The organism is Mycobacterium haemophilum DSM 44634 (genome assembly GCF_000340435.2).
GTDB lineage: Bacteria > Actinomycetota > Actinomycetes > Mycobacteriales > Mycobacteriaceae > Mycobacterium > Mycobacterium haemophilum.
In genome coordinates this window covers 1,177,256-1,195,546 of the sequence record NZ_CP011883.2, presented here as the reverse complement: position 1 = coordinate 1,195,546, position 18,291 = coordinate 1,177,256, and the positions used below count along the sequence as shown (strand labels likewise).

The following is an 18,291-nucleotide window of genomic DNA, read 5'->3' as shown; positions in this document are numbered from 1 at the left end:
CAAAGGAGAAGTCATGCTATCGGGCAACAGGCACTTGGGCGTCGTGGTCGGCGTCGACGACTCGCCCGCGGCGAAGGTGGCCCTCCACTGGGCGGCATGCGATGCCGAACTGCGAAAGGTTCCGCTGACGCTCGTGCATGCGATTTCCCCCGAGGTGGCGACCTGGTCGGATCTGCCGTTGCCCCCAGGCCTGGCGCGATGGCAGCAGGACCACGGGCGCCGACTGCTCGATGATGCAACCAAGGTCGTTGAGGAGGCTTGCCAGCGCGGAGGTCCCGCCGAGGTTCGCACCGAGCTCTTAGCGTCGTCAGCGGTTCCCATGCTGGTCGACCTGTCCAAAGACGCGCAGATGGTGGTCACCGGGAGCCGTGGCCCCGGGAAATGGAACGGGCGGCGGCTCGGTTCGGTCAGTTCCGGGTTAGTCCGGCACGCGCATTGTCCCGTCGCGGTGATCCACGACGAAGACCCGTTGATACCCCATCCGGCTCAGGCGCCAGTACTGCTGGGCATTGACGGCTCGTCGGCATCCGAGTTCGCTACCGCGATCGCCTTCGACGAGGCCTCGCGCCGCCACGTGGGGCTGATTGCCCTGCACGCGTGGAGCGATGCCGACGTGTCGGAGTGGCCCGGGATCGATTGGCCAGCAACACAATCGATGGCCGAACAGGTACTGGCCGAGCGTCTGGCGGGCTGGCAAGAAGAGTACCCCGATGTGCAGGCACGCCGTATCGTGGTGCGCGATCAGCCGGCACGTCAGCTCCTCGAACGCTCTGACGAGGCCCAGTTGATCGTGGTCGGCAGCCGTGGCCGCGGTGGATTCGCTGGAATGCTGGTGGGCTCGGTCAGCGAAACCGTTGCCCAGTTGGCACGGATGCCCGTGATCGTGGCGCGCGAACCGAACCCGTGAGCCACCCTCGTTACGCCAACGGGGCCGACCACCGCAGTGCCGTGCCGCCGGTCGCGGCGCCGTCAACTGTGAACGTGCCACCAACCTTCTGGGCACGCTCATCCAGGTTCGTCAGGCCGCTACGCTTGGCGCCTTCGGAGATACCGTGGCCGTCGTCAACCACTTCGATGAACAAGTCATCCTCGACCTTGACGGTGACGGTGAGCGTGGTGGCGTTGGCGTGTCGTACCGCGTTGCTGACCGCTTCGCGGACAACGGCTTCAGCGTGATCGGCCAGGGTCGCATCGACCGCCGACAGCGGTCCGACGAACTGGGTCGTGATTTGCAGCGCCCCGTCCGAGAATTGGGCGATCGCCTCGTTAAGCCGCTGGCGCAGCCGGGTCATGCCCGAGGCTGGTCCATGCAGATCGAAGATCGTTGTCCTGATCTCTTGGATCACCGCTTGCAGGTCGTCGACGTACTCTGACAGTCGTTGTTGCACTTCGGGTGACCGGGCCCGCGGGATGGTTCCTTGCAGACCAAGCCCGACCGCGAACAGACGTTGGATGACGTGGTCATGCAGGTCTCGAGCGATGCGGTCGCGGTCGGTGAGGATATCGAGTTCGCGCGCCATGCGCTGCGAGGTGGCCAGCTGCCAGGCGAGCGCTGCCTGGTCGGCGAAGGCGGCCATCATTTCTTCTTCGTCTTGCCTGAATGGCGTTGCACCACTGTCTCGAAGAGCAACCAACACGCCGGCGACCTTGCCGGTGGCGCGAAGAGGCAGCACCAGGGCCGGACCGGAACGAACCTCCACGATGTCGAGGTCCAGGTCGTCGAATCGCCGTGGCATGCGGTCCAGGAAAGCCTGTCCGACCGCTGTCCCCCTTACCGGTATCGTCGCCGGTGCACCGACCGGTGCCGGCTTTCCAGCAACCTCGGCGACCTGAAGTTCACCAACGTCCGACGACGCCATGTCGTCGTCAGCGGGGACCGCAACCAAAGTCGCTTGCGCATCAGTTAATTTCAAAGCTTCCTCGGCAATGAGCCGGAATACGGTCGCCGGCTCGGCACCGGACAGCAGCTCTGTTGCGATATCACGGGTCGCCTCGATCCAGGACTGCCGAGCCCTGGATTGCTCGTAGAGGCGGGCGTTTTCGATCGCGATCCCGGCAGCGGCGGCCAGCGCTTCAGCGACCACCTCGTCGTCCTCGGTGAACGATTGTCCGTTGGTTTTCTCCGTCAGATACAGGTTGCCGAACACCTCGTCACGAATCCGGACCGGCACACCGAGGAACGCACGCATCGGGGGGTGGTTCGGTGGAAAGCCCACAGATGCCGGGTGCTGCGCGATGTCGTCCAAGCGGATCGGTTTCGGATCGTCGATCAACACCCCGAGCACACCGCGGCCCTCGGGCAGGTGGCCGATCAACTCACGAGTTGGCTCGTCGATTCCCTCGTAGACGAACTCGATGAGATCGTGTCCCTCCCCGCGCACTCCCAGTGCTCCATAGCGTGCGTCGACGAGCTCGATGGCGGTGTGCACGATGGTGCGCAGCGTGGCGTCTAGGTCGAGGTCCGAGGTGATGACCAGCATGGCCTCGACCAATCCGTCCAGCCGGTCGCGCCCCGCGACGATTTGCTCGATCCGGTCTTGGACCTCGATCAGCAGCTCCCGCAGCCGCAGCTGCGACAAGGTGTCGCGCAGCGGATGCGCACCGCCGCCAAGGTCAACTGCCTTGGTCATGTGAATATGGTGGCACCGTGGGAGCGTCTCGTCACGGCTAACTTTCCGGCCGTTCGCTGGCGTTCAGCTTGGACGCAAACACCGCCGCTTGGGTCCGCCGCTCCATTCCAAGCTTGGCCAGCAAACGCGACACATAATTTTTCACCGTTTTTTCGGCGAGAAACATGCGCGCGGCGATCTGCTTGTTAGTCAGCCCCTCACTGAGCAACCCGAGCAGGGTGCGCTCCTGGTCGGTCAGCCCAAGCAGCGGATCGCTGGGTTCGGCAGCGCTGCGGAGTTTCGCCATCAATGCCGCCGCCGCCCTGTTGTCCAGCAACGATTTGCCGGCACCGACGTCTTTGACGGCCTGCGTCAGCTCCATGCCCTTGATGTCTTTGACGACGTATCCGCTGGCCCCGGCCAACACCGCGTCGAGCATCGCCTCGTCGGACGTGAACGAGGTCAACATCAGACAGCGCACGTCGGGCAGGTCCGACAGCAAATCGCGGCACAGCTCGATTCCGCTGCCGTCGGGCAGCCGAACGTCGAGCACCGCAACGTCGGGCCGCGCCGCCGGTATCCGCGCCATCGCCTCGGCGACCGAGCCAGCTTCGCCGACGACTTCGAGCTCGGGGTCCGACTCGAGCAAGTCGATAATGCCGCGCCGGACCACCTCGTGGTCATCGACCAAAAAGACCCTCACCATAGCCAGCCCCTCCCTGAGACCGTTGCCGGGTCGACCGCGAAACCGGCGTTCTAGACCTCCATCATGGACCTAACCGGCGGTTCTCACAGGCGTTGATGGTCGACGATAAGCACAACGCAGTCAGAGCCGCCCAGCGCGGCATAACCCGCTGGGCCCAAAAGCTCGCTCACATGGTGTGGATCGCGGCCTCCCACCACGAGTAACTGTACGTCTCCGGCATTTTTCGCCAAATAGTCTACGAGGTCGCCATGCACCACAGTCGGCTCGATAAGCAGCTCTGGATAGCCTCGCCGCCACCGGTCCAGCCGGCGGCTCAGCCGTCCTACTATCCGGCGATCGGCTTCCGTGGTTACTCCTGGGAGGTAGGCGGGCGGAGCTTGTGAGTAGGTGATCACCCGTAGCGGCGCGTTCCGCAGCCGCGCCTCCCGCACGGCCGCCCCCAACACGACCCCGTCGCCCGGCGACGTGTCGGCTTCGGCGACGATGCACCCGGCGCGGGATGGACCGCTGCCTCCGCGGATGACGACGACCGGGCAATGCGCCCAGACTGCGACAGCGGCGGCTGTAGAACCCACCCGATCGGGGTGGAAGTGGTTGCGCCCGACAGCACCGACACAGACCATGGCCGCTGACCGGGAAGCACGAATCAGACTGCTGGTCGGTGGGCCATCGGAAATCTCGACTTCAATTTTCACCGGTTTGTTGGTGGCCTCAACAGCCGAGGATGTGCAGCGCACCGCGATGTCCGCGTTAGCCAGGCGCCGCGCTGTGTCGCCGGAATCTATCGTCGTCTCGCCCTGGTCGAGCGCATAGAGCAAGCGGAGCGGGACATCACGATCAACCGCTTCATCGACGGCCCATAACGCAGCCCGGGTGGCCGCTTTCGAACCGTCAACGCCGACCACGATTGCGGGCTGCATAGGCGAATCGTTCATCGTGATTTCCAGGCTTTTACCATGCCGGCATCCGGCGTGAGCCGACACTAATGCGTTAACGCTATCGATCACCCGACAGTGCCTCGCAGAGCCGTTGGTCCCTGGTCTGTCGGCCGTTGGTCCCAACGTGGTCTCACGTTGATGACAAGCGGCCATGGGCGGCAGGGTCTTTCGCCTCTGGGGAACTCCCCCAGCACGGGAGAACGATTTCCTCATTCGATGTGGTGCAATGCCGAAGGAGTCGTCGTGTTGACTTTCACGCTTGACCCGCGCCGCTGGTGGCCGGTGTGTGTCTTCGGCCGTAATCCGCTGCTGCGCGGCGCTGACCGGGTTGAAGCACTGATAATACTGTTCGTGATTGTCGTGGCGCTGGCAACGGTTCCCGTTGCGGGTACTGTCGGCACCGCTGTCTACGTCGCCCGTCACCAGCTCTATGCCCAAGAGGCCCAAGCTCGTCATCTGGCCGCCCGGATGCCGACCAGGGATAACCGCACAGCTGCGCCCGATTCCAATGCTCAGACCAAAGCTGCTGAGGCAAGCGCAGTTTGGGTGGACAACCGAGGCAAACAAGTTGACCCACCGACACCGACATCGCGCGCCGCCTCCGACGGGATCGGCGCCGCAGCGGCGGTGTTGCTCGGTGTCGTTGCGGCGGCGACAGCACTGGTGGCGGTTACGCACTCGCGGCTGAGTCGAATGCGTGACGCGCAGTGGGAGCACGAACTACGCTGTTTGGCCAACAAGGATGATGGCCGCAACAACAGGAGTTACGGATGAGCGAACCCGGCGAAGCGCCGGACGCCGAACAAGCGATGTTGGATGTGGCTGGGTTGGGCCGCCTCATCGATGTGTTGATCGAACGCGGCTATCGGGTGGTCGGCCCCACCGTGCGGGACAACGCGATCGTGCTCGCCGAGCTGGAGTCGGCGCGGGACCTGCCTCGCGGCTGGGGAGTCGACGTGGGCCCAGGGCATTATCGGCTGCGGCACCGCGACGATGATGCGGTGTTTGCACACTCGTCCGGTCCGCAGTCCTGGAAGCAATTCCTGCACCCACCACGGCGCCGGCTGTGGACCGCAGATCGCAATGACGCCACGAAAGACGATGACGACGAAGAGATTCCACGATACGCCTGCATCGGTGTGCGCGGCTGCGACCTGGCAGCGATAGCGACGCTGGCCCGGGTTCTTGGCGGCGGCACCTATCCGGACGGATCGTTCGTCAAGCGGCGGCAGCAGCTCTTCGTCGTCGCAGTGAATTGCATAGAACCGGGCGGCCTCTGTTTCTGCACGTCGATGGGAACTGGGCCCGCCGCCGGTCCGGGCTACGACCTGGCCCTGACCGAACAGATCGGCGGCGACGGTCGCCGTTATCTCGTCAACGTCGGCACCGAGGCGGGTGCCGACGTGCTGGCAGCGACACCGCACCGCGAAGCCTCGGCTGATGAAATCGACTGCGCTCGAGCCGATGTCGAGGCAGCATCACACCGAATGGGCCGCCAAATGCCGGAAACGGATCTCCGTGAGCTGTTGATCCGCTCGCGCGAATCGCCGCAGTGGGAGGAAGTCGCCGGCCGCTGCCTGACGTGCGGGAACTGCACGATGGTGTGCCCGACGTGCTACTGCACCAACACCGAAGACGTCACCGACCTGACCGGTGAGCACGCCGAACGCTGGCAGCATTGGGCGTCATGCTACGAGTTCGACTTCACCTACATCCATGGCGGTGGCAGCGTCCGCCAGTCCGGCGCATCCCGCTACCGACATTGGCTGACCCACAAACTGGGTACCTGGCATGACCAGTTTGGGATGTCGGGCTGTGTGGGCTGCGGGCGCTGCATCGCCTGGTGCCCGACCGGCATCGACATCACCGAGGAGATGAACACGATGGCCCGCGCGGACGCTGATCGTGACTGACCGTGACGACCTGCCGCAACGGTCAACCCACCCGCCCATGACGCCGGTCCCCTACCGGGTCCGCAGCCGCGTCGAGGAGAACCGCAACACAGCGACGCTGTGCCTGGAACCGGTCCAAGATACGTTGCGGACTCCGCAGCCAGGCGAGTTCATGATGCTCTACGCCTTCGGTATCGGCGAAGTTGCGGTCTCCATCAGCGGCGACCCCAGCGCCACCGACGGGACGATCACCCACACCATCCGCGCGGTCGGCGCGGTCAGCCGCGCGTTGCATGACGCGCAGGTGGGCACCGTAATCGGGGTGCGGGGCCCGTTTGGCACCAGCTGGGGGCTATCGGAGGCCGCCGGCCGGGATTTGGTGATGGTGGCCGGCGGCGTGGGATTGTGCCCGCTGCGTCCCGCGGTGCTGGGCGCCCTAGCCCAGCGGGCAAACTACGGCCGGATGGTGCTGATCGCGGGGGCCCGCTCGCAGGCGGACTTCTTGTTCGCCGACCAACTCGACAAGTGGGCCGAGGACCCGAGCCTCGAACTGCACCACACCGTCGATGTCCCGGTGCAAGGCTGGCCAGGTGAGGTGGGATTCGTCACCGAACCGTTGCGTCGGTTGGCGTTAAATCCCGGTCGCACCACGGCATTTCTGTGCGGACCGGAGCCGATGATGCGCTTCGCCGCCGATGCGCTGCTGGAAAAGGGTATGGCGGCCAGCGACATCCGGGTCTCACTCGAACGGAACATGCAGTGCGGGATCGGCTGGTGCGGCCACTGCCAGCTCGGCCCGCTGCTGCTGTGCCTGGACGGCCCTATAGTCGGCTACGACGTCGCCGGCCCCTTGTTAGCGGTCAAGGAGCTGTAGATGAGCACGCCGAAGCCAGCGGGTCGCCGCCAGACAAGGCTAGCGGTCTGGAAGTTCGCGTCCTGCGACGGCTGCCAACTGACCCTGCTCGACTGCGAGGACGAATTGCTCACCTTGGCCGCGCAGGTGCAGATCGCCACCTTCCTGGAGGCCTCCAGCGCGATCGTCGGCGGACCCTACGACGTGTCGCTGGTCGAGGGATCCATTACCACCGAGGCCGACAGGCGGCGCATCCACGAGATCCGCCAACAGTCGCGGGTGCTGGTCACCATCGGGGCGTGCGCCACCGCCGGCGGTGTCCAGGCGCTGCGGAACTTCGCCGACGTCGCCGAATTCGCCTCGGTGGTCTACGCCAAGCCGGAATACATCGACACGCTGGCGACATCGACACCGGCGTCGGCACACGTCAAGGTCGATTACCAGGTGCAGGGATGCCCGATCGACCGCGGGCAGCTGCTCGACACTTTGGCGGCGCTGCTGGTCGGGCGCAAACCCCGGCTGCCGGCCAAGACGGTGTGCACCGAGTGCAAAATGCGCGGCGTGACATGCGTCATCGTCGCCGACGGCATCCCGTGTCTGGGCCCGGTCACCCACGCGGGCTGTGGAGCACTGTGTCCCAGGCATCATCGTGGCTGCTACGGCTGTTTCGGCCCGTCCGCGATACCGAGAACCGCCACGCTGATCCCGCTGTTGCGCCGCGACGGAATGTCGCAGGACGATGTTGACCGGGTGTTCTCGACATTCAATGTCGCCACCTTCGCCGCCGAACGGAGCAAGCAGTGATCCCGACCACCCGCACACTGAGTGTCGGCGCGCTAACCCGTGTCGAAGGGGAAGGCGCCCTGCATATCAGGCTGCGCGATGGGGCATTGGAGAGCGTTGAGCTGAACATCTATGAGCCGCCGCGGTTCTTCGAGGCTTTCCTGCGTGGCAGGTCCTACACGGAGCCACCGGATATCACGGCGCGAGTCTGCGGCATCTGCCCGGTGGCCTACCAGGTCAGCGCCTGCAACGCAATCGAAGCCGCCTGCGGAGTAACGCTTGACCCTGCCCTGATCCAGCTGCGCCGACTGCTGTACTGCGGCGAGTGGATGCACAGTCACATGCTGCATATCTACCTGCTGCACGCACCGGACTTCCTTGGCTATCCGGACGCGATCAGCCTGGCGCGCGACCAGCGCGAGAACGTCGAACGCGGCCTGCGGCTGAAGAAGGCGGGTAACCGGCTGATGGAATTCCTTGGCGGGCGGGCGATCCACCCGATCAATGTGCGGCTGGGCGGTTTCTACTCGGTGCCCACCCGCAACGAGCTGGTCGGGTTGGCCGAGCAGCTGCGCCGGGCGCTCGACGACGCGCTAGCCACGGTGACCTGGGTGTCCGGATTCGATTTCCCTGAGCTCGAGCTCGATCACGAACTGCTGGCGCTTCGCGCGCCTGACGGCTATCCGATCGAGAATGGCGAGATCGCCCGCAGCGCCGGAAACCCGTTCAACACTGCTGAATTCAGCGACCACGTCGTCGAGTCGCAGGTGCCTCACTCGACCGCGCTACACGCGACGTTAGACGGTGGCCGATACCTGACCGGCCCGCTAGCGCGGTATTCACTGAACTCGTCGGCGCTCTCGCCGGTAGCCCGACAAGCGGCTGCCGAGGCGGGACTAGCAGAGCAATGCCGAAACCCGTTCCGCAGCATTGTGGTCCGCGCGGTCGAGGTGGTGTACGCAATCGACGAGGCACTGCGAATCATCGACGACTACGAGCGCCCTGCACGACCGTTCGTCGATGTGCCGGCGCGTGCCGGGGTCGGCCACGGCGTCAGTGAAGCCCCGCGCGGGCTGCTGTATCACAGATACCAGATCGACGGGGACGGGCTAATCGAAGCTGCGACCATTATCCCGCCCACGTCGCAGAATCAGGCCGCGATCGAAGCCGACCTGGTGCAGGTGGTGTCGGAGAACCTATCACTGGACGATGGCGAGCTGACCGCGTTGTGCGAGCGAGTGATTCGCAACCATGACCCGTGCATTTCCTGCTCGGCGCACTTTCTGCGGCTCACGGTGGACCGATGTTGAACGCGGTGGTGATCGGCATCGGAAACGACTATCGCCGCGACGACGGCGTCGGCCCCGCCGTGGCCACCGCGATCAACCAGCGCAAGCTGCCCGGTGTTCGCGTCGTGACTGGGATTGAGGACCCGATGGATCTGCTGGACGCATGGTCGGACGCAGCGCTGGCCGTGGTGATCGATGCAGCGGTGGCCTCTCCATCGACACCCGGCCGCATCCATCGCGATGCAGTTAACGATGTGGTTACCGCAGGCGGGGTGAGCACGCATGGCCTCGACGTCACCCAGGCATTTGCACTGGGCCGAGCGCTGGGCCGGGAGCCTGGCCGGCTGGTGGTATTCACCATCGAGGCCGCCGACACCAGCCACGGCGTCGGGCTGACACCACAGGTGGCGGCCGCGGTACCCGACGTGGTCGCCGCAGCAGTGGCTGAAATCGTTAGTGGCAGCTGACTTTCGCCTCGCCCAGCCAATTCTCCGATCACACCTCTGTCGGTTCCGGTACCGTCTCGAAAAGGCGGTCCACATCGGCGCGATTGCAAACGGCCGTACCGGGTGTCATCAGCATCGCTGCGCCGGCCGCGATTCCGAAACGCACCGACTTGTCGAGCGGCCATCCTCGACTCAGACCTACGGTGATCGCCGCGACCATCGCGTCGCCGGCCCCGACACCGCTGCCCGATCGCATCGGGATCGCGGAAAACCGTTGACTGCCACGCGTTGTCGCGACTAGCGCGCCCTGCGAACCCAGCGACACCACGACGGATTGGGCGAGTCCGCACCGGATAAGCTCCTGGGCGGCCGCTACCTGCTCTGGTTCGCTGGCCAGGTCACATTCGACGCATTCACGTAGTTCCCGCACACTGGCTTTTAGCAGGAACACACCGGAGGTGATATGCCGCAGACCGCCGCCGGATGTGTCGAGAATCAGCAGCGTCCCCAGCTCCGCGCAGATGTCGGCGACGCGCTGATAGTAGTCGGCGGGAACACCTGGCGGCAGGCTGCCACTGGCCACCACGAATTCGGCCGATCGTGCCGCAGCGCGCAGTCCGTCGAGGCATTGCGCCTGTTCTGTCAGGCTCAACCGCGGACCAGGAAGGATGAACCGATACTGCTGGCCGGTGTGAGCCTCGTTGACGGTGAAACTTTCCCGGGTAGCCTCGGCGATCTTGATGCGGTGAAACCGAACACCAGCCTCGACAACCAGATCGGCAACAACCTGGCCGCTTTGCCCGCCGGCGGGGAATACCGCAGACACCGACGCGCCCAGCACATGCGCGATGCGTGCCACATTGATGCCGCCACCACCCGCGTCATAACGTGCACCGTGACAACGGATTTTCTCGGTAGGCCGCACCTGGTCAGCGGTAGTGGTGATATCGAGTGCGGGGTTCATCGTCAACGTCACAATCCGCGATCCGCTCGTGGAAGGCCGAACCGGTGGTTTCATTTCGGGAGCGCTCCCCTGCCGAGGCGACTACAAGCCGGTCGGATAGGTTTCCGGGGTTTCTCCGGCGATCCACTGACTGGTCACCTCAAGCGGTTCCAGCGCCCTGGTCTGGTCGATATGAATGATCGCGTCAAACTGATCGGCGGGCCGGGTGTGGAAGTAGTGGCTCTGGCGCTCGGTTGCTGGCTGATAGATAACGCCGATGGCGCGTCCCAGCCGAACGGCACCCAACGGTTCGTCGGCGTCGCGGTTGATGATGGGTGACACCAAGAACGCGCGACCACCGGTCTCATGAAACAGTTCTTCCACGCTTCCGTTGAGCGCCGCCCGGACGGCCTTGCGTTCCGCGACGGCTCCCCATTCGCTGGCAGCGGTGACCGTGCCGGTATACGTGGTGAACCCGATGAGACGCGATTCCTCGCGGTAGCGCTCGCGGACGAGCTGCCCCAGCGTGAGCTGCCCGTCAGCGCCCATTTCGGTGGCCCGGGCATCACCAACGTGAGAGTTGTGTGCCCAAACGACAATTCGCGCCGCTTTGGTCTGGCGGCGGCCCAAATGCGTCAACAGCGCCTGCAAGGTTTGGGCCATGTGCGCGTCGCGGAGGTTCCACGATGTGACCCGTCCGCTGAACATCGCACGGTAGTACACCTCCGCGTTGCGGACGGTTTGTGCGTTCTGCTGCGCGTAGAACGCCTCGTCCTCGGCGATCAGCCCGTCACGGCGCGCGTAATCCAGTGCATTGCGCTGGAATTCGACCAGCTGCTCGATTGCTTGTCGTTCGCACGATGGGCCGGCGCCGAACGCCGCGGCGAATCCGTAGGCCTGGCCGTCGTCGGACGAGGCATGGTCGAAGCACGCGTAGCGCTGGCGTGCCCGGGACGCAGCAGTAGGGTCGACCTTGTCGAGATAGGCGATCACCTCGCTCATCGAGCGATGCAGGCTGTAGAGGTCCAAGCCGTAGAATCCGGATTCCCGACGGCCTGCCGACCGGCATCGTTGATTGTGGCCGTGTAGCCACTCGGTGAATTCGCGGACCACGACGTTACGCCACATCCAGGCGGGGAAACGCTCAAACCCGCTCAGCGCCTCCTCGGCGTTCTTGTCGTCGCCAAGCCCGCGAACATACCGGTTCACCCGGTAGGCGTCGGGCCAGTCGGCTTCCGCGGCGACGGCACAGAAGCCCATCTGCTCGATCAGCCATTTCGTGATGGCGGCGCGCGCCTCATAGAACTCATGCGTGCCGTGTGAACTTTCGCCGATCAAAACGATCCGCGCGTCGCCGATCAGCTTTTCCAAGGCGTCCGTCGGAGGAACACCGGCCGGTGCCGCGACAGCGACGCGTCTGATCACCTCAGCTGCGGTGGCTTCGGGTTGGGCGACCGTTACTGCGGCACCCATGGTGGGAGTGGCCAGTAGTTCCCTAACTTCTTCATCGCTGATCTGGCGGAAGTCCCAAAATGACTCGCCCACAGCGAGAAAGGGTGTAGGCATGGTGGCACAGACGACGTCGTCCACAATGCCGGCGAATTCCCGGCAGGTCGATTCCGGGGCCGCCGGCACGGCGATCACGATCTGCGCGGGCTCGGCTTCACGCAATGCTTGCACCGCGGCGAACATGCTTGCCCCGGTGGCCAACCCGTCATCGACCAGGATGACGGTCTTTCCGGTCACGTCGGCAGGGGGCTGTCCGCCGCGATAGGCGGCCTCGCGCCGGACCAGCTCGCGCCCTTCGCGTTCGGCGATATCGCGCAGCTGCTGAGGCGTGATCCGCAATCCCCGCACCACATCGTCATTGATCACGACGCGGCCACCGCTGGCCAAAGCGCCGACCGCGAACTCTTCGTGTCCGGGTGCGCCGAGTTTGCGTACCACGAAGGCATCCAGCGGTGCCCGCAGCCTGGCTGCGACCTCCCACGCGACGGGTAGTCCTCCACGTGCCAGTCCCAGCACCACCACGTCCTTGCGGTCACGGTAAGCGCCCAGCAGGTCGGCCAGCACCTGACCGGCCTCCCGGCGGTCGCGGAACATACGTCGGGGCGCGCGCCTCCCAAGGTCAGCCGTTCGAGTCATGACCGGCCGCCGGCAGAATTCGAAGTCTGAAGTCTCATAATCATGTGCTTTCTCGCGGTGACGACCAGTGATAAATCGCTCCCCCGGTCCCGGAGCGCCGTGCTCCGGGACCGGGGGGTCACGTCAACTCGCGGATTGGATCTGGACGTGCTTTTCGGTGGGCTTCGCCTCGGTGACTGGTACGGACACCGTGAGAATTCCCTTGTCGTAGGTAGCGTTGATGTCGTCTTCGTTGGCGCCCGCCGGTAGCGACACCGTACGTTCGAACGAGCCGTAGGAGAATTCGGACCGCCCGTCGAAATCCTTCTTCTCGCTGCGCTCCGCTTTGATCGTCAGCAGACCATCATGCACGGTGACGTCGACGTCCTTGACCGGATCGATACCGGGAAGCTCAGCGCGTACCTCATAGTTGCCGTCCTTCATCTCGTCCTCTAGCCGCATCATCCGCCTCTCGAAAACCGGCTGGAGTCCGGCGAACGACGGTAAACCGGTGAACCACTCCGACAACTCCGGAAAGAGCGAACGCGTCCGACGCCGAACGGGAAGGGTTGTCATGATGCCTCCTCAGGCCTTAGGTGAACTGACAACTTCGATCCGATCACTTGACAGGTTGGTGCGGTAGGGACCGAAGTCCTGCGTCGCAGGGCCATTCGTCGGCGCGATCATCGGCGATGGCCCTCGACTGGGGCCCCGCAGCGCTGGCGGCGACGTTGTTCAGTCAACGAAACTGAAGTGGCGTATGTCCATCGTTGTTGGGACCAATGCCTCCTGACCGATGACAGCCCCATTTTCTACTGTGTTGAGGGCGATCGATGTAGGAAGGTGATGCAGTGCGCCGTTCCCTGCCACATTCAGGAATCTTGGTCGGTGTCGACGGGTCACCGTCTTCGGTGGCGGCGGTACGATGGGCCGCACACGAAGCGACGATGCGTAACAGCCCACTCACCCTCGTCCACGTGGTCACCGCACCACCGGTGCTCGGCGCACCAGTTCTTGTGTCGCCCGCGGCCCCTATCCCGGCCGAGTTCGTCGAACAGCGGGAAGAAGACGCCCGGCAGATGCTTAACGATGCAATCAAGGTCGCCGAAGATAGCGCCGCGGGCCACGGCAGCCTCAAGATCAACGCTGAAGTGTTTGTCTCGGCACCCGCGGCGACGCTTGTCGAGCAATCCACGGACGCTGAGATGGTGGTGGTTGGGTCTCGCGGCCAAAGTACCTGGCGCCGCGCTCTACTCGGATCGGTCAGCTCCGCGTTGGTCCACCATGCCCGCTGTCCGGTCGCGGTGATGCCTAGTGAACTGGCTTCACTGCCGCAACCCATGGGGTCATCGGTACTTGTCGGCGTTGACGGTTCGCCGGTCTCGGAGTTGGCCACCGCCATCGCGTTCGACGAGGCGTCCTGGCGTAACGCCGACTTGGTCGCCCTCCATGCCTGGACTGACGCGGAAATGGGAAGAGTCCTGACCATGGAATCGGGGGAGTTGGAATCCGCGGCCAACCGAATCCTTGCCGAACGCCTAGCCGGCTGGCAGGAGCGCTACCCCGATGTCACCGTTCATCGGCTGGTGGTGTGGGATCACCCGGCCCGCCACCTTCTCGACAGGGCGCGCTGGGCTCAGCTCGTCGTGGTCGGTAGCCACGGGCGCGGCGGATTCACCGGAATGCTGCTCGGATCGGTCAGTATGGCCGTCGTGCATGCGGCTCGCGTACCGGTGATCGTCGCCCGCCGACGCTAGCGTGCAGCTGCAGCGCCAGCGCACGGGCGCTTCAAGATTCAACCCGGCGACCAATGCCCCACCGGCACAGGACTTCGGTCCCTATCGCCGCCGACCTGCCGCACTCACGATGGAATCGACACCACTGCTAGCCAAGGAGCACCATGGCCTACCGGGTCACGTACCAGCTGTATGCGCGGGCATCAACAAAGCCCGAGACCGGCAGCGTGCCCACAGTTCTCCCCCCTGAACAGGCCGCAACCGCAGTAGATGTGCTGCGGCAGAGCATTTTCCGCAATTGGAAACTGTTCGCCGGCACGCTAGCGGTGGCAGCGATCTCCGGGATCAGTGCGGCAACCGCTGTACTGGCTACCGACCCATTCGGTTACGAACGCGCCGGCAGCGGGACCTCAGCCACCTGGCCGGTGGCTGAATTACCAAGCTCCTCCCTTGAGCGCGCTGCCGCCAAGGCGGTACCCAGTGTTGTCAAGCTGGAGACCAACACCGGTCGCCAGTCCGAAGAGGGCTCGGGCATTGTCTTGACTGCCGACGGCCTGATCCTGACCAGTAGCCACGTCGTGTCCGGCTTCGATGCCAGCCCTGACGCCGATGCCCCACCAAAAAGAGTGGCCACCTTCGCCGACGGCCGCACCGCATCGTTTAGTGTGGTTGGCACGGACCTGACCACCGACGTCGCAGTTGTTCGCGCGCAAGGCATTTCTGGGCTTACCCCCATCACCCTTGGCTCCTCGGCCAAGCTTCGCGTCGGTCAGTCGGTGGTGGCGGTCGGGGCACCGCTGGGCCTCGAGAGCACCGTGACGACCGGCATCATCAGTGCGCTGCACCGGCCGATACTCACCCCTCCGATCGACGTCACCGGCCATCGGACGGCGCTCGACACCATCCAGACCGACGCGGCAATCAACCCGGGGAGTTCGGGTGGAGCGCTGATCGACAGCAACGGCGATCTCGTCGGCCTGAACTCGTTGATATGGACCACCGGCGGGGGTTTCCTCCTCGGGCCGAGCGGTTCGATTGGGCTCGGTTTCGCTATCCCGGTCGATCAAGCCAAGCGCATTGTGGGCGAGTTGGTCGCTACGGGTACCGCGTCGCATGCCTATCTGGGTGTGCGGTTGACCCGCGACCGCGACACCCATGGAGCCAAGATCGTCGAGGTGAAAAGCGGCAGCCCCGCCGCAACGGCCGGGCTGGACCCCGGCACGGTGGTCACCCGGATGGACGACCGAGCGATCGTCAGCGCTGAGGCCCTGGTTGCGGTGGTCCTGTCGAAGACTCCCGGCGACACCGTGGTGTTGACCTATACCGACACCGCGGGCGCCACCCGCACCGCGCCGGTGACCCTGGCATCTGACCGCGTTGCCGGTGATGGCGCGCAGGGCCTCCTCGATGGGTGAGCAGTGCGGGCACTGGCAGGGCTGCTTAACGTGTGTCCGTCAGCCAGCGCAGATATTCGAATGGCCCCAGTAGCTCCAGCCGTTTCCACAACACGCTGGTTGGCAGTGCCTGGCTGGGGTGCTCGCGGACCGCCTGATATTGCCGACGCCGGTCCACGGGCACCATCATGTCGATGTCGCCACGCCGATGGCCGACGAACGCCGTGGCGTACTCGCGGTTGAGAGCATCCGCGACGACGGCGGGCAACGTCCAGCCCAGCAACGGCAGGTCAAGCCTGGCTGCGGCGGCCCGCGCCGCAGCGGTTGCCTGCCGATGGTCGGGGTGTCCGGTAACGCCGGTCGGGTCGAACACCAGCAAGCCCTGCGTGCCGAATCGTTCCGCGAAATCAATGACCGGGATGGCCAGCTCGCCGGGGGCCGTATCGGCGAGATGCCCGTCCGGGTAACTCAGCAGCTGTACCTCCGACACCCCCAGCACCTCGGCCGCAGCGGCCAACTCGCGGGCCCGGATGTCGCCCAGCTCGCCGCTGACTCCATGGAGTGTCGACGCCTCGCCACGGGTCAGGCATAGCACGGTTAGCTCTGCTCCCCCCTCGGCGAACGTCGACAGGATCGCGCCCAAACCGAACGACTCGTCGTCCGGGTGAGCGATCACAGCGAGAACAGATCGCCATCCGGGCAGCTGTCCACCTGTCATCGAAACTGCCCTGCCGCTATCCGACCCGGATGCCGGATTCAACCGCGTCAGCGGAGAGTTCCTCGGTGCAGAAGAACCAGTCCGTGCACTCGATGCCGTCGGCGTGTCCTGCCATGCGCTCCTGCGCAGCGCTAGATGAGCTGGGCGCAGAGAGGATGACGGGCTCACCCGGCTGCCAGTTCGCGGGAGTTGCGATGCCGAAATGATCGGCGGTCTGCAACGCCTTGATGACACGCAGCAACTCGTCGAAGTTACGCCCAAGGCTTAGCGGGTAGTAGATGAGGGCGCGGATCGTGCCCTTTGGGTCGATGACAAACACCGCCCGTACTGCCTTGGTCGAATCTTCGCCCGGCATGATCATCCCGTATTTCCGGGCGATATCCATTGAGACGTCTTCGATTACCGGAAAGGCGACTTCGGTATTTTTGAGATCACGGAAGGCGATCTTCTCTTCAATGGTTCGCAGCCAGGCGATGTGGCTGTAAAGCCCGTCGACCGAGAGACCCACCAGTTGGGTGTTGTAGACAGCGAACTGTTGTTGCATCGAGGCACAAGTCATGAATTCGGTTGTGCAGACCGGGGTGAAGTCAGCTGGGTGGGAGAAGAAGATGACCCATTTTCCTTGGTAGTCGGTGGGAAAGCTGATTCGGCCCTGGGTAGTGACGGCAGTGAATGCGGGCGCTGCGTCGCCGATACGTGGCATGGAAGGTGTGGCGGCGGCCGGCTCTGCAGGAGCGGTCATGGCATATGGTCCCTTCTCAATGATTCCCGCGTGGTCAAGCTGGCTTCAGGATGAAGCCCATCGCGCGACCGTTCGTAGGGCCGATGGTCATCGGCCGGGCGCCGGTAGTCCCTTCCGCGATACGGATTATCTTGGTCCCCAATGTAACCGACTTTGTGCCCTTGGCAGTACGGCAGGTCGACAAGCAGTATCCATGTTGTCGTCGCTGGTTGTAAGGAAGGACAGCAACATGTCACCTAACGAGCCGATAACTGTGGCGGAAGAGGACAATTCGGCCGAACTGCGAGGATGGAAGTGGCCGAACACCGTTGCAGCCTGGGCTGCTGTCGTCGCCAGCGCCGCAGCGGTGGTCTTGGCCGTCGCGGTGGTCTTTTTCTCCGGGTTCTTCACCGGCACGTACTATGGCGACCGTTCAGGAGATGATGATTACATCACCAGCTATGAGGGCGGTTGCATTATCGGCCTCAACTGTGGCCCTATACGCCCCATACACCCCAGGCATCCCTGAGCAGGATACGGTATGCTGCAGCGGGATTCGTTGCCGCACACGATGAAAGCCGCGACCCCACGGCAGCGTTACGGCAGACGCATCGTTGATTGGGCGGCATAGATTCCATGACATTCTCGGCGTGTTGGCCGCAGCCCGCCCAGGTCGTCTTGCCACAACGCCGGCAGCGCACGGGATAACACATGGTGATTGCAGTCGTGACTGCCGGGCGCTAAGCCGTTGCGGCGGCTTTGCGCTCGGCGATCTTGGTGCGCACGGTGGCCATGTTGAGGGCTTTGATCTGGCCGATCAGGTTTTCCAGCACTGCCGGGGGCATCGCCCCTGACTGGCTGTGCACCAGGACGCCGTCGCGAAACGCCATGGTGGTGGGAACAGATCGGATGCCGGCGACTGCCGCCAGCTCTCGCTCAGCGTCGGTGTCGACCTTGGCGTGAACGATGTCGGGATGGTCCCGGGCGGACCGTTCGAAGACTGGCGCGAAGGCACGGCATGGGCCGCACCACGGCGCCCAGAAGTCGACGAGGACGATCGGATTTTCCAGGATCGTCGATTCGAAATCGGCGAAGGTGAGGTTCTTTACGGCCATTGCACACATCCTTTCTTGGGCCAT

The 18,291-nt window shown here is 64.4% G+C and carries 19 protein-coding genes; 10 read left to right on the top strand and 9 right to left on the bottom strand.

From position 1 onward, the window contains the following. Positions 1–13: 13 nt before the first annotated feature. Positions 14–907, top strand: a complete 894-nt coding sequence (locus B586_RS05715) for a universal stress protein (RefSeq protein WP_054880468.1) — start codon at positions 14–16, stop codon at positions 905–907. A 10-nt stretch (positions 908–917) separates the two neighbouring features. On the opposite strand, the gene B586_RS05710 is transcribed toward B586_RS05715, so the two are convergent. The 3 genes from B586_RS05710 to B586_RS05700 all read right to left on the bottom strand — a co-directional run bounded on the left by B586_RS05710 (position 918) and on the right by B586_RS05700 (position 4,250). Continuing rightward, entirely contained in the window at positions 918–2,630 is a 1,713-nt protein-coding gene (locus B586_RS05710; protein ID WP_054880469.1) for a GAF domain-containing sensor histidine kinase, read from the bottom strand. A 37-nt stretch (positions 2,631–2,667) separates the two neighbouring features. Beyond that, complete coding sequence (dosR, locus tag B586_RS05705; RefSeq protein ID WP_047313212.1) at positions 2,668–3,315, bottom strand: hypoxia response regulator transcription factor DosR/DevR; 648 nt, start codon at positions 3,313–3,315, stop codon at positions 2,668–2,670. An 83-nt stretch (positions 3,316–3,398) separates the two neighbouring features. Beyond that, positions 3,399–4,250 (bottom strand): universal stress protein, encoded by an 852-nt coding sequence (locus tag B586_RS05700; protein WP_082607726.1) that lies wholly within the window; start codon positions 4,248–4,250, stop codon positions 3,399–3,401. A gap of 246 nt (positions 4,251–4,496) precedes the next feature. Between B586_RS05700 and B586_RS05695 the strand changes: the two genes are divergently transcribed. Genes B586_RS05695 through B586_RS05670 form a run of 6 tightly spaced genes read left to right on the top strand, consistent with a single transcriptional unit; the run spans position 4,497 to position 9,537 of the window. Next, entirely contained in the window at positions 4,497–5,027 is a 531-nt protein-coding gene (locus B586_RS05695) for a hypothetical protein (RefSeq protein ID WP_156406719.1), read from the top strand. Further along, complete coding sequence (locus B586_RS05690) at positions 5,024–6,166, top strand: 4Fe-4S dicluster domain-containing protein (protein WP_082607530.1); 1,143 nt, start codon at positions 5,024–5,026, stop codon at positions 6,164–6,166. The genes B586_RS05695 and B586_RS05690 overlap by 4 nt, the downstream gene beginning before the upstream one ends. Positions 6,167–6,203: 37 nt before the next feature. Next, on the top strand, positions 6,204–7,019 hold the full coding sequence (locus tag B586_RS05685; RefSeq protein ID WP_054880472.1) for an FAD/NAD(P)-binding protein: 816 nt from the start codon (positions 6,204–6,206) through the stop codon (positions 7,017–7,019). After that, positions 7,020–7,802 carry an NADH-quinone oxidoreductase subunit B family protein gene (locus tag B586_RS05680; protein ID WP_047313216.1) on the top strand — a complete coding sequence of 261 codons (783 nt, stop codon included), beginning with the start codon at positions 7,020–7,022 and terminating at the stop codon, positions 7,800–7,802. Then, on the top strand, positions 7,799–9,091 hold the full coding sequence (locus B586_RS05675; protein WP_047313217.1) for a Ni/Fe hydrogenase subunit alpha: 1,293 nt from the start codon (positions 7,799–7,801) through the stop codon (positions 9,089–9,091). The genes B586_RS05680 and B586_RS05675 overlap by 4 nt, the downstream gene beginning before the upstream one ends. Beyond that, on the top strand, positions 9,085–9,537 hold the full coding sequence (locus B586_RS05670; RefSeq protein WP_236971356.1) for a hydrogenase maturation protease: 453 nt from the start codon (positions 9,085–9,087) through the stop codon (positions 9,535–9,537). The genes B586_RS05675 and B586_RS05670 overlap by 7 nt, the downstream gene beginning before the upstream one ends. Positions 9,538–9,565: 28 nt before the next feature. On the opposite strand, the gene B586_RS05665 is transcribed toward B586_RS05670, so the two are convergent. The 3 genes from B586_RS05665 to B586_RS05655 form a co-directional block, all read right to left on the bottom strand. After that, entirely contained in the window at positions 9,566–10,534 is a 969-nt protein-coding gene (locus tag B586_RS05665) for a 1-phosphofructokinase family hexose kinase (RefSeq protein ID WP_047313219.1), read from the bottom strand. A gap of 27 nt (positions 10,535–10,561) precedes the next feature. Beyond that, a complete protein-coding gene (locus B586_RS05660) occupies positions 10,562–12,604 on the bottom strand; it encodes an erythromycin esterase family protein (RefSeq protein WP_211141581.1) in 2,043 nt (680 codons plus the stop codon). A 123-nt stretch (positions 12,605–12,727) separates the two neighbouring features. Next, on the bottom strand, positions 12,728–13,162 hold the full coding sequence (locus B586_RS05655; protein ID WP_156166214.1) for an Hsp20/alpha crystallin family protein: 435 nt from the start codon (positions 13,160–13,162) through the stop codon (positions 12,728–12,730). Between the two features lie 272 nt (positions 13,163–13,434). Between B586_RS05655 and B586_RS05650 the strand changes: the two genes are divergently transcribed. Together B586_RS05650 and B586_RS05645 are read left to right on the top strand one after the other, a co-directional pair. Beyond that, complete coding sequence (locus tag B586_RS05650) at positions 13,435–14,340, top strand: universal stress protein (RefSeq protein WP_047313222.1); 906 nt, start codon at positions 13,435–13,437, stop codon at positions 14,338–14,340. A 143-nt stretch (positions 14,341–14,483) separates the two neighbouring features. Further along, positions 14,484–15,734 carry a S1C family serine protease gene (locus tag B586_RS05645; protein WP_082607529.1) on the top strand — a complete coding sequence of 417 codons (1,251 nt, stop codon included), beginning with the start codon at positions 14,484–14,486 and terminating at the stop codon, positions 15,732–15,734. A 25-nt stretch (positions 15,735–15,759) separates the two neighbouring features. Here B586_RS05645 and B586_RS05640 read toward each other — a convergent pair whose 3' ends face one another. Both B586_RS05640 and B586_RS05635 read right to left on the bottom strand, forming a co-directional pair. Continuing rightward, positions 15,760–16,431: a PIG-L family deacetylase gene (locus tag B586_RS05640; protein WP_054880474.1), complete on the bottom strand. Its 672-nt coding sequence runs from the start codon at positions 16,429–16,431 to the stop codon at positions 15,760–15,762. 16 nt (positions 16,432–16,447) lie between these two features. Next, positions 16,448–17,173: a peroxiredoxin gene (locus B586_RS05635; protein WP_418001124.1), complete on the bottom strand. Its 726-nt coding sequence runs from the start codon at positions 17,171–17,173 to the stop codon at positions 16,448–16,450. Between the two features lie 193 nt (positions 17,174–17,366). On the opposite strand from B586_RS05635, the gene B586_RS05630 reads away from it, so the two are divergent. Continuing rightward, on the top strand, positions 17,367–17,681 hold the full coding sequence (locus tag B586_RS05630) for a hypothetical protein (RefSeq protein ID WP_047313224.1): 315 nt from the start codon (positions 17,367–17,369) through the stop codon (positions 17,679–17,681). A gap of 211 nt (positions 17,682–17,892) precedes the next feature. On the opposite strand, the gene trxA is transcribed toward B586_RS05630, so the two are convergent. Beyond that, a complete protein-coding gene (gene trxA / locus B586_RS05625) occupies positions 17,893–18,267 on the bottom strand; it encodes a thioredoxin (protein WP_054881050.1) in 375 nt (124 codons plus the stop codon). Positions 18,268–18,291: the final 24 nt, after the last annotated feature.